The 12,318-nt window shown below is 44.6% G+C and carries 9 protein-coding genes; 4 read left to right on the plus strand and 5 right to left on the minus strand.

The window, feature by feature from the left end:
* Window positions 1-201 precede the first annotated feature (201 nt).
* Window positions 202-3,459 carry a S41 family peptidase gene (locus G8O23_RS02510; protein WP_166361428.1) on the plus strand — a complete coding sequence of 1,086 codons (3,258 nt, stop codon included), beginning with the start codon at window positions 202-204 and terminating at the stop codon, window positions 3,457-3,459.
* 70 nt (window positions 3,460-3,529) lie between these two features.
* Here G8O23_RS02510 and G8O23_RS02515 read toward each other — a convergent pair whose 3' ends face one another.
* Entirely contained in the window at window positions 3,530-4,105 is a 576-nt protein-coding gene (locus G8O23_RS02515; RefSeq protein WP_166361430.1) for a manganese efflux pump MntP, read from the minus strand.
* Between the two features lie 280 nt (window positions 4,106-4,385).
* Here G8O23_RS02515 and G8O23_RS02520 point away from each other — a divergent pair, with 280 nt between their 5' ends.
* From G8O23_RS02520 to G8O23_RS02530, 3 genes are all read left to right on the plus strand, one after another.
* Window positions 4,386-6,800: an ABC transporter permease gene (locus tag G8O23_RS02520; protein WP_166361432.1), complete on the plus strand. Its 2,415-nt coding sequence runs from the start codon at window positions 4,386-4,388 to the stop codon at window positions 6,798-6,800.
* Between the two features lie 130 nt (window positions 6,801-6,930).
* The gene (locus G8O23_RS02525) at window positions 6,931-7,332 is read left to right on the plus strand and encodes a hypothetical protein (RefSeq protein ID WP_166361434.1); all 402 of its coding nucleotides are present in this window, start codon (window positions 6,931-6,933) and stop codon (window positions 7,330-7,332) included.
* 43 nt (window positions 7,333-7,375) lie between these two features.
* Complete coding sequence (locus G8O23_RS02530; protein WP_166361436.1) at window positions 7,376-9,235, plus strand: DUF4139 domain-containing protein; 1,860 nt, start codon at window positions 7,376-7,378, stop codon at window positions 9,233-9,235.
* 103 nt (window positions 9,236-9,338) lie between these two features.
* On the opposite strand, the gene G8O23_RS02535 is transcribed toward G8O23_RS02530, so the two are convergent.
* The 4 genes from G8O23_RS02535 to G8O23_RS02550 are packed head-to-tail and all read right to left on the minus strand — an operon-like array spanning window position 9,339 to window position 12,258.
* Window positions 9,339-10,046, minus strand: a complete 708-nt coding sequence (locus G8O23_RS02535) for a hypothetical protein (RefSeq protein WP_166361438.1) — start codon at window positions 10,044-10,046, stop codon at window positions 9,339-9,341.
* Between the two features lie 24 nt (window positions 10,047-10,070).
* Complete coding sequence (locus G8O23_RS02540) at window positions 10,071-10,757, minus strand: ABC transporter permease (RefSeq protein WP_166361440.1); 687 nt, start codon at window positions 10,755-10,757, stop codon at window positions 10,071-10,073.
* Between the two features lie 30 nt (window positions 10,758-10,787).
* Entirely contained in the window at window positions 10,788-11,651 is an 864-nt protein-coding gene (locus tag G8O23_RS02545; RefSeq protein WP_166361442.1) for an ABC transporter ATP-binding protein, read from the minus strand.
* A gap of 13 nt (window positions 11,652-11,664) precedes the next feature.
* The gene (locus tag G8O23_RS02550; protein ID WP_166361444.1) at window positions 11,665-12,258 is read right to left on the minus strand and encodes a TetR/AcrR family transcriptional regulator; all 594 of its coding nucleotides are present in this window, start codon (window positions 12,256-12,258) and stop codon (window positions 11,665-11,667) included.
* Between the last annotated feature and the right edge of the window lie 60 nt (window positions 12,259-12,318).

Below are 12,318 nucleotides of genomic sequence, written 5' to 3' on the forward strand. Positions count from 1 at the left end.
AAATCCCACAACCCGCATAAACAATGTAAACAGCCAGTATCCAGACCTTAACACCCCACCTATTGAGGAAAATAAAACGACGAATACTCCTTAGAAGCTAAACGATTAGACTGCGCACCTGTCTAAAACATCATTACAGAATCTATAATCATGAACATGTAAACAAAAAGAAATAGTAAAAGCAACTAAATCACTTACAAAATGAAAAATTACTTACTACTGATCATCCTCACCATTTTGCTAGTACCAGCAAAGGGACAGGATGAGGCACTATGGCTTCGTTACCCAGCCATTTCGCCTAATGGACAGGAGATTGTTTTTAGCTACAAGGGCGATTTGTACAAAGTTTCATCAACTGGAGGAACTGCTACTCCCCTAACCCTGCATGAGGCTCATAACTTCATGCCCGTTTGGAGCCCCGATGGCAGTAAAATTGCATTTGCAAGCGATCGCTTTGGCAATTTTGATGTTTACGTGGTTCCCTCTACAGGTGGTACAGCAAAACGGATAACTTACCACTCAGGCAACGATTTCCCTTGGGATTTTACCCCCGATGGCCAAAACGTAATATTCAGCTCACCCCGAAACGACCTCAACACCTCAGTAAGGTTTCCAAATCGAGGGCTCTTTGGCAAGCTATACCAAGTTCCCGTTGATGGTGGCAGAAACCTACTGATATCAACCGCAGGGTTCCAGCACGCACGCTTCGACAGCAATGGGGAGCGCATAATATTCCAGGACCGCAAAGGATATGAGGATGAGTGGCGTAAGCACCACACCTCATCGGTTACCCGCGATATATGGGTTTACGACATTAATAAGAAGCAGTACACCAAGGTAAGCAATTACGAAGGCGAAGATCGCGAACCCATATTCACTACCGATGGGCAATCGTTCTACTACCTTAGCGAGAAGAATGGACATCAAAATATTTTTAAGCGCTCGCTGGGCGAAAGTCCAACCGAGGTACAGCTCACCCATTTCGATAATCATCCCGTAAGGCATCTAACCCGCGCCAACGATAACACCCTTTGCTTTACCTGGAACGGGGAGATCTATACACTTAAAGAAGGTGGACAACCAACTAAAGTTACCGTGCACGCTCCGTTCGACTTTAGGGGTAAAGACGGGAAGATCCTATCGGTAAGTATCGGTGCAACCGAAATGGCGCTATCGCCCAACGGTAAGGAGGTTGCCTTCGTTTTCCGTGGCGAGGTGTTTGTAACATCTACCGAAGGAAATACAACCAAACGAATTACCAACACCCCAGAGCAGGAACGTATGCTTAGCTGGGCTCCCGATGGCCGCACCCTATACTACTCCACCGAGCGCGGCAATAGCTGGGACATATACAAGGCAACCATTGTACGCAGCGAGGAGCCCTACTTCTTTGCTTCAACCTTAATACAAGAAGAGCCAGTAATTGCAACCGAGAAGGATGAATTCCAGCCCATGGTTTCGCCCGATGGCAAGAACATTGCCTACCTCGAAGAACGTAACACCCTCAAAGTATTCAATATCGAGAATAAATCAAAGAAAGTTATTATCCCCGAAGGGAATAATTTCTCGTACCGCGATGGCGATCAGGACTACACCTGGAGCCCCGACAGTAAGTGGCTGGTAGCAAGAAGTTCCATGGGATTCTACGGTGCATCCTACCTAGTTGCATACGATATTGCCAACCCGCAAACGGAGCACAAACTAACCAACAGCGGTTTCTCCGACGGCAATCCAATTTGGACAATGGACGGAAAAGCAATGCTATGGGTAAATGATAAGGATGGCAAAAAACCTTTGGCATTTCAGGGTGCGCGAGAGGTAGATATTTTCGCCATGTTTTTCGACAAGGAGCAATACGATCGGTTCATGCTGAGCAAGGAGGAATTCGACCTATTAAAGGAACGTGAGGACAAGGAGAAGAAGGAAAAGGATGGTGATGATAAAAGCGATGATAAGAAAAAAAAGAAAGCTGCCAAGAAGAAGGACGACACCCCAAAATGGATACCCGACTTCAAAAATGTTGAGGACAGGAGGGTGAAACTAACACCAGGATCGGCAAATCTGGCTAGCTTCAACGTTTCCCCAAAAGGTGATAAGCTTTACTTTATGGCTCGCTACGAGAAGAATTACGATATATGGGAAGTTGACACCCGCACCAAGGAGCTAAAATCGTTGGCCAAGCTAAATGCTCGTCGTGGCGGCCGTATGGAAATTAGTGAGGATGGAAAAACGCTATTCGTTCTTGCCAACGGCAGAATTCAAAAAGTAGACACCAAAAACGGCAAGGTTAGCCCAGTATCAATTAGCACCGAAATGGTGCTTGATGCAGTTGCCGAGCGTGAGTATATATTCCATCATACTTGGCGTCAGGTGCAAAAGAAGTTTTACGACCCCAACCTGCACGGCATCGACTGGGATATGTACCGCGATGCCTACGCCCGATTCCTGCCTCACATCAACAACAATTACGATTTTCAGGAGCTGCTAAGCGAAATCCTAGGCGAGCTAAACGGATCGCATACCGGTGGGCGATACTCGCCACGCCATGAGAATGGCGATGCCACCGCATCGCTTGGCCTTTTCTACAACGAGCAGAAAGGCGGAAACGGCCTTGAAATTACCGAGGTAATTAAGGGTGGACCACTCGACAAGGCCGACAGCAAGGTTAAAGCTGGTCATATCATCGAAAAGATTGATGGCGAAGCCATAACTGAAAGCCTCGACTGGAATTTACTACTTAACCGCAAAGCCGATAGAAACGTGCTACTTAGCCTATACGACCCCGCCACCAAGCAGCGATGGGACGAGACGGTTAAACCCATATCGTATGGAGCCGAGAACGGATTACTGTATAACCGCTGGGTTGAAACCATGCGCGACATGACCGAGCGGCTAAGCAACGGCCGTGTGGGCTATGTACATGTAAGGGGGATGAACGATGGAAGCTACAGAACCGTTTTCGATGAGGTGCTGGGTAAGAATGCCGATAAGGATGCGCTAATTGTTGATACCCGTTTTAACGGTGGGGGTTGGCTACACGAAGACCTGTCGAACTTTCTTGACGGCAAACCTTACGCCACATTCAGACCCTATGGGTATATTGCAAAGGGTGGCGAGCCTCGCGACAAGTGGGCCAAACCCAGCGCAGTGCTCATGAGCGAGAGCAACTACAGCGATGCACACGCATTCCCCTACGCATATCGTGCCAAGCGAATTGGCAAGCTAATAGGCATGCCCGTACCGGGCACTAGCACTGCCGTTTGGTGGGAAACGCAAATTGACCCAACCATTGTGTTTGGCATTCCAATGATTGCATTCTACGGCATTGAGGAGGACAGACCCCTAGAGAACCTTCAGCTGGAACCAGATGTTAAGGTAGAAAATCCGTTCGAGAAAGTTCTTTACGGCGAGGACAAACAGCTAGAGAAGGCTGTGGAGGAACTACTAAAAGAGATTTAAACATAAGATAATGAATACAGTAAAAGGGTGGCCAGTTTTTGGCTGCCCTTTCTTAGTTGGCTACGATTATTTACCCTATAACCCCACCACCATTCAGATTCTCCAATAAAATCTTAAAGCCAAGTCCAAGTAATACCAGTCCACCAACAATCTCCATACGCTTGCCAAATCGCAGCCCAGCCTTCTTTCCAAAAAGCATACCCAGCATAGCAAATAGGTAGGTGGCAAAACCAATGATTAGTATTGCCTGAAAAATATTTACCTCGATAAACGCAAAGGAGAAACCCACCACCAGCGCATCAATACTGGTAGAAATAGCCATTCCAACAATTACAATAAGCTTAAAAGGATTTACTGGATTCCGCTTCTCCTCCGGCTTAAGGCTCTCAACTATCATCTTTACCCCAATCCCCGACAACAAGGCAAAAGCCAAGTAGTGACCAAGCCCATTGGTGAAAACAACCAGCTGCTCGCCTAGTATCCATCCTGCTAATGGCATTGCCCCTTGAAAAAATGCCATGACCAATGCCAGCCAAGTGGCTTGCCAAAACCTGATTTGGCATCTCATAACACCTATCGAAACCGAAACAGCGAAAGTATCGAAGCTTAAACCAATGGCCACAAGGGTCAAAGTGGGTATATCCATTTATTATCTAGAGTTGAGGTCTGCAAAAATACTAAAATATTATAGTCATACCAGAATTAAGATCTACCTCAACATTTCACCCTACGTTGCTTTGGGGATGGAAGATATTGATTTTTTATCACTAGTGTTCATTTGCGAACACTAAGTGTTCATTCCCACACAATAAAACTGGGCATCAGTTCTGTTGTACCCTCATCATTACCCTTGACTAGCTGAGCATTGGCCAGAATGGCACGCAGGTTGGACAACATAAACTCGTACAATTTCAACAAATAGAACTATGCTAAAAAATTATTTAAAAACAGCCTACCGGAATATAATCAGGGAAAAGTACTACACAATGACAAACATTGTGGGTTTAGCAGTTGGAATAGCTTGCTGTGTACTAATACTTCTATTTATTAACCATGAATCTAGCTACGACAATTATCATACTAGGGCTGATAGGCTATATCGTTTATACATTGACGGAAAGTTTGGGGATAACCTGATAGGATCATCGAAAACCTCTGCCCCAATTAAGGATGCCTTTGAGCATGAAATAGCCGAGATAGAACAGGTTACTCGACTTATGGAATCTATTCGACCTGTAGTCCGCAAAGATGAAGACTCATTTATTGAGGAGAATTTCTTTTACGCCGACTCCAACTTCTTTAGCACCTTTACGGTTGAGGTTATAGAGGGGAACCCCAAAACCGTGCTATCCAAGCCAAACTGTATGGTGATAACCCGAGAAATGGCAAAAAAATACTTTGGTGACGAAAATCCTATTGGCAAATCTTTAACAGTAAATAGTTATGAGATAGAAATAACTGGGATTACAGAAAAAATGCCCTCAAATTCTCATTTTCAATACAATTTTTTAGCTTCATTAACCACAATGGGTGTTGATAGCTGGCAAAGCTGGCTAACAAGCAATCTATACACATACGTTTTGCTCAAGCCTGGAGTCAACCCCAACGACATTTACCCCAAATTTCATAATATGGCTTACAAGTACGTAGGGCCTGAAGTACAGCAAGCTATGGGGATTGATTTGGAAACATTTGAGAAGATGGGTAACTCCTACGGATTCTTTCTCGAGGCTGTTCCTGATATTCATCTTTACTCCAACTTGGATCATCAGATAAGCGCAGGAGGTAATATTGCTTATATATACTTCTTTTCAACCATCGCCCTTTTTATTCTAGCAATAGCTTGCATCAACTATATGAATTTGGCTACAGCAAAATATTCGAACAGAGCTAAAGAAGTAGGAATTAGGAAGGTAGTGGGAAGCAGTCGAAAAAAACTCATTATACAGTTTCTTTTTGAATCGATTATAGTTTGCCTAATTGCTGTACTTATTGCTATGACAGCAATTGAGATTGTTCTACCGCAATTCAATTACTTAACGGGTAAGGATTTGTCACTTTCCTACTTTGACAATTGGTTTATTCTCCCTGCTTTCATTGTTTTTGGCACTTTTGTAGGGATACTTTCTGGAATTTACCCAGCCTTCTTCATGTCATCCTTCAAACCCATTGTCGTGCTAAAAGGCCAGCTCAACTCTAGCATGTCAAGCAGCCAATTCAGAGGAGTCTTGGTAGTAGTTCAATTTGCAATTACCATAGCGCTTTTTGTAAGCACTTTTGTAGTAACCCAGCAGCTCTACTTCTTCAAATCTAAAGATTTAGGATTCAGCAAAGAGGGAGTTGTTGTTCTTAAACGCACCCATACACTCGGTGATAAATACGGCGCATTTCGTGAAGAACTCCTCAGTTCGCCTGACATAATAGATGCCAGTTTCTGTGATGCTTTACCCGGATACAGCTACAATGGCACAACCGTTTCTGTTGAAGGGAAACCGTCAGAGGAGATGGTGCAAACAGGTATCGTTAGAGCGGACGAGAACTATATTCATACCCTAGGAATTCAACTTGTAGACGGGCGATACCTTAGCAGTAATTTTAGTACCGATCGAGAATCTATAGTAATAAATCAAAAAATGGCTAGCATGGCAGGCCTTTCCGAGCCGCTAGGGAAAAGGCTACTTATCCCATACTTCAATGGAGACAAAGTAACACCGGGCACCATCGTTGGGGTAATGCCAGATATCTACTTCGAGTCGTTACACAAAGAGACCAAACCAATGGTTTACGCCCTTAGCTCAGGAGCCGATTGGCTTATGGCAATTCGGTTTAGAAAAGATAACATCACAAATTCGCTTAAACACATTGAAAGCAAATGGAAGGAGTTTAATCCCAACCAACCCTTCTTATACTCTTTTCTAAATTCTGATCTGGAAAAACTATACAAAGAGGAGGAGCGAACAAGCAAAATCTTTAGCCTTTTCTCAATCCTTGCCATTTTTATTGCTTGCCTTGGCCTTCTGGGTATGGCTTCGTTCGCTGCTGAAAAAAGAACAAAGGAGATAGGGGTACGAAAGGTACTTGGGGCTGAGAATAAATCAATATTTATTCTCCTCTCGAAACAAGTAATCATGCTCGTTATTTATGCTGCCCTTTTTGCATCACCCATAGCATGGTTCGTCATGAAAAATTGGCTTAATAACTTTGCTCATCGAATCGACATTGCACCCTGGATGTTCTTCGCATCAATATTTATTGCATTTGCCATTGCGCTGCTAACCATAAGCTACCAAGCAATAAAAGCTGCAACCGCCAATCCAATCAGATCATTGAAATACGAGTAATTTCATTCCCAATACCATAATAAAAGGGGCGATAAAATAATGTCGTCCCTTTGTTATTTTAACACTTTACACGTTAACATTGTGTGTTTTGGTGTATTTTTGAGGCATTGTTTAGCTTAGTAAAAAAAATATGCAGCGAAACCTAAGAATTACAGCGATTACCCTTTTGCTAATTAACAGCATTGGTGCCCTTTGGGGCGGAGCAGGTCTTATATACGACCCTTCAGGTGAGTTTATGCAGATGCCCCTCGATTTCCTCACCCATTCCCCTTTCAATAGCTACTTGATACCGGGGATAATCCTATTTACGGTTAACGGCCTGATGTGCCTTGCGGCAGCCATTCTAACCATCCGCAAGTGGAGTTATCATCCACAGCTTATCATTTTGCAGGGAATACTACTTGCGGGCTGGCTCTCGGTTCAAATCATAATGATACAAGTTTTTTACGCACCTTTGCATTTACCCTTTTACCTTATTGCACTTGCATTGATTATGTCGGGTTCAGTTTTATTAAGAGCAAAACCAGCATAACACAAAGTTAAACATTAAGATACACTCTTTAAAACCCTACGCCATGAAACCAATCATCCTACTGGCTTTAGCCATAATGATATCGTCAATCGTCGTTGGCGAAACGCAAAAGAATGTTGAGTCGTCCATAAAGCACGTAACCGTATACCAGGTTGGTGCGCAGATAACTCGCAAATCGGAGGTAAAAATTGAAAAAGGCATCACCGAGCTCCAATTCAGCGGGTTGCCCCAGGCCATTAACCCCGAGAGCATACAAGCATCAGCCGATGCTGGGGTAACCATCCTATCTGTTACCCATGCCATCGACTACCTGAATAAGCAGAAGGCCACCGATCAGGTGCTGAAGCTCGAGAAAAGGCGTGAGGTGATAAACGACAGCATCAACATCCATAAAAACCTGCAGCGGGTTTACGCTCAGGAAAAGGATATGGTTATCGCAAACCAAGCCATTGGTGGCGATAATGGAATAAGCGCTGCCGACCTGGAGAAGATGGCCGTATTTTTCCGGAATCGACTTTCGGAGATTGAGAGCCTACACTACCAGCAAACGCTCAAAATTCGTAAGCTACAACGCGAGATGGTTACCATTACGCAGCAGCTGCTCGAGCTTAACGCGCAAATTGATATGCCCACCAGCTTGGTTAAGGTTAAGGTTAGCAGCGAAGCGGCTAAAAACGCCAAAATGGAACTTCGCTACTTTATTGCCGATGCCGGCTGGAAACCCAATTACGATATCAGAATTGAGGATGTGAACTCGCCCCTCGGGCTTTTCTACAAGGCCAAGGTAAACCAGAACACAGGCGAGGACTGGAAAGATGTACTGCTTACCCTCTCCTCGGGCGATCCATCCATTAGCAACTATAAACCCGAACTCGATGCTTACTTCCTAACATTCGACAACTTCTACAGCAAGAGGGATCCGCTTGAGGCTTCAAAACCTTACTCAGGAACCGTATCGGGAAGAGTTGTTGATGAAATTGGAGAGCCAATCCCCGGGGTTTCAATAATGATAAAGGGAACCACGCAGGGAGTTGCCACCGATATGGATGGCCGGTACTCCATTAAGGTTCCTAGCGCTAGTAGCACATTGGTTTACTCCTTTATTGGGATGAAATCGTTGGAACTCCCAGCTAGTTCCCCCGTTCGAAATGTTAGGATGGAAAGCGATAACGTGGCGCTCGAGGAGGTGGTTGTTACAGCTTATGGCGCCAGATCTGAAAATATGATGATAAGGGGTGTATCTAGTTCTGCTCCAAAAATGAATATTCAAATCCCTTTGGCCATTGAGAAGAGCCAGGTGGCAACCGAGTTTAAGATTGAAATCCCATACTCCATTCCCTCCGATAATCAAGCCTACGATGTTTCAATTCTTGAGTACACCGCACCGGCTCAGTACAAGTATGCTGCTGTTCCCAAGCTTACCACCGACGCATTTCTTATGGCCAGCATCCCCGATTGGCATCTCTACGAGCTGCTCGATGGCGATGTAAGCCTGTTCTTCAAGGGAATCTACCAAGGAAAAACCTACTTCGACTTAAGTTCCATTGAGGATACGCTTACCGTTTCGATTGGGCGCGACCGCGATATTCAGATTAAGCGCGAGTCGAAGAAGGAGTTTTCTCGCCGTAGCGTAGTTGGATCCAATAAACGCGAGCAGCGCGTTTGGGAAATTTCGGTAAAGAATAACAAACCTTTCCCTGTGGATATTGTGGTTGAGGATCAGTACCCCATATCAAGGTTAAGCGATATAAAAGTTGAGCAGGTTGATGCCCCCGGGGCAACCATCGATGAGGCTACTGGCAAGGTAAAATGGAACCTTAATCTAAAATCGGGCGAAACCCGAACCCTGCAGATTAAGTACACTGTGCGATATCCACAGAATAGAAAACTGCTGGTGGAGTAAAGATTTTTCACCAACTATAATGGCTTTATGAAACTCTGCGCCTCCTTTGTGTTTATATTTCATTCCATCACAAAGAAGGCGCAGAAAACACAAAAACCTTAAACTACCATTTCCTTAAAAAAATCTTCCATAGCAGCGATAGGTAAACCAGCTGAAGGGTAACACCAATTGCGCTAAAAAGCGCAAAGTGCCCAAAGCTGCTAATCTCTTCGAACGATCGGCAAACCCAAAAGGTGGGTATGGGTGCGAGCAGATATTTCAATCCCCCAGGGATAAAAAACTGGATAAAGGCAATAAATATAACAAAGCTAATACCCTTAAGTACAGCTGCCGCCTCAATTTTATTCGATGATATGCACAGCATCACAAAGGCCAAAATGGGTGCCAGTATCGACACATTGATAGACAGAACGATCATCTCAAAAAAACCAATCGAAACAAGCCCGTTTAGTGCAAAAAAGAAGATTGAATTAAACAACCCCACTGCAATCATCGTTAAAACCCTTAGGCCAATTAGCTTATTAAGGTTAAATGGCAAAACCCTTAGCACCTGATTGATTCCCCCATCCTTCTCGTCCATCATCACAAAGCCCATTACAAAGGCTGGGAAAATGGCCACCATTGCGCCAAACATAAGCACAACCAGCGGGGCATAATCGGTAACCTCGGGAAACAGTTCGATTAGTGCTGCCCCGCCAAACCGTACTAGCGGAACCAGCAGGAATGGGACAACGAGCATCAGAACAAGCGAACTGTCGCGAAGGATATTCCGGGTATCTGCCCTTAAAACCGAAAGGTATGTCGATTGCATAGCCGTGTTTTTTTCTAATTTGAATTAGGATGCTTCAATCATCTTTGCCCTGTAAACCCTTAAAGCCCATCGCCAGGCTAGGTATATTGATATCAGCAGGATTGATACCGACAGCAAAACCTCCCAAATTGCAATCGTTTCGAAAGCTGCCGTGAGCAGCTTAAGCGACGAGTGCGTTGGGATTATCCACATCAATTGCGATTGCCATAATCCAAAGAAATCGACCAGCGGAATGCAGAAGGGCATTAGAAACATCGGTATTATGAGAATATACTGGTTAAAGGTTTTAACCCTTTGCGCACCCACAAATCCCAGCAGCAAAAATAGGATGGATGTGAGCACTACAGCAACCATTACTAATACGTACGATGCATCCAATTGTGATGCGAAAACTATGGCCAGCGAAACAATAGCTGCCGGAATTGAGAGCGAAATTGATTTCGACAAGAGATACTGCCAGGGCTGTAATGGAGTTACCACCAGCGCCGAGCTGGTTCCAGCCTGCTTCTCGAACAGCACCATCACCCCAACAAAGATAAATCCCATCATCGATGGATCGGAAAAAATCAGCAGCACAATAATACTACTGGGGATATCGAGCAGGAACACCAGTCCAATGTACAGGGCACCAATACCAAGGGCAATTGGCAAAATTCCGTACTTAAGCAGAAGGATTACATCCCATTTTAATAGATTAAAAAAAGTTCTCATTATACAGCTGGCTTTTTGTTTAACCCTGTTCTATCCATTTGCTTTCAAACTTTTCCCTGTGGTTCTGAGGAAAACCTCCTCCAAGCTCTCCTCGCACGAGTGGATCGATTGAAGGTTAGGATTACCAATTGACTTCAGAAAGTCAATATTTTGATCCAATCCGCTAAACTCGAACTCCTGGGTAACGAGTTTCTCTTCAACCCGTGTTTCAACCCTAACCCTGCGTTGCCCGTTCTGTAGTTTTAGCTCGCGGGGCGAGCCAATCAGCTTCAGCTCCCCATCCACCATAAAGGCAACCCTATCGCACAGCTCATCGGCATCGTGCATATTGTGCGTGGTAAGGAATATGGTTTTTCCGCGTTTCTTTAGGTCGAAAATGATATCCTTTATCATACGGGCATAGCCCGGATCGAGACCCGATGTGGGCTCGTCGAGAAATAGAAGCTGTGGGTCGTGCATTAGCGCCCGCACAAAGTTAAGGCGCATCTTCATCCCCTTGGAGTAGGATTCCACAGGCTTTTTGGCGTGTCCCTCCAGCTCAACCATTCGTAGTAACTCAGCGGGTTTGTGGGCTATGGTTGGGTAAAACGATGCGAATAGCTTTAAGTTCTCCTCGCCGGTAAGCTTTAGGTAATGGTTAGGCAGCTCAAAGCCCACGCCAATATTGGCAAAGTAATCGCCACTCCAGTTCCCCAGTGGACGATTCAGCACGTTCACTTCGCCTTTGTAGCCCTGTAAAAGCTTTATCAAAAGCTTTTGGGTAGTACTCTTGCCAGCTCCGCTTGGCCCCAGGAATCCGAATATTTCGCCTTGGTGTACATCGAAGGTGATATTTCGAACAGCTTCTACATTCGATTTGGGATATGAATACGATAGGTTGTTTACTGATATCATAGCAAATATATTTTTAGGCCTTCCCATTAAGGAGTTTCACAAAATCTTCGGTAGCTTTTCGCTCCTCGGAATGGAGTGTGTCCAGCTCTCCGGTTACCACAGCGTGCAGCTCCATCCCATCAAGCATTGCCGCATACATCTGCGCCAATTTACGAGATGTAATGGGTGTTTTTATTTCACCCCCTGCCAAAGCCTTCTCGAAAAGGAGTGCCAACTTATCCTCCTCAAGCAGGCTACCCCTCTTAAGGTCTGTTCTAAACTCGGGAAACATGCTTACTGCCTGAAATAGGAGGTTAAAAAAGTTTGAGTTCTTATTCATCTCCAGCATTTTTTTGTAGGCTTGCGCCTTTGAATCGATTATGCCTATTAAACTTTCCAAAAGCGAATCACCTTGCTTTGCGGGAGGAATCCCCTCACCTATCCCTGCTATGAAATGAGTAGTAATTGCTTCCCGAAAAAGTTCCTCCTTACTTGGGAAATAGTGGTAAAACGCCCCCTTTGAAAGGCCAGAAACTCTAACCAATTCATTCATCGAAACCTTATCGTAACCCTTTTCCAGAAATAAGCGAAAGGCTTCAAAAAGTATAAAATCCTTAGTTTTTGTCATACATCATACCGACCGTTTGGTCGGTAAAGATAAATGAAAAACTTAACATACAAACAGTAA

It is taken from the genome of Perlabentimonas gracilis, from assembly GCF_011174675.1.
Classification (GTDB): Bacteria; Bacteroidota; Bacteroidia; order Bacteroidales; family Tenuifilaceae; genus Perlabentimonas; species Perlabentimonas gracilis.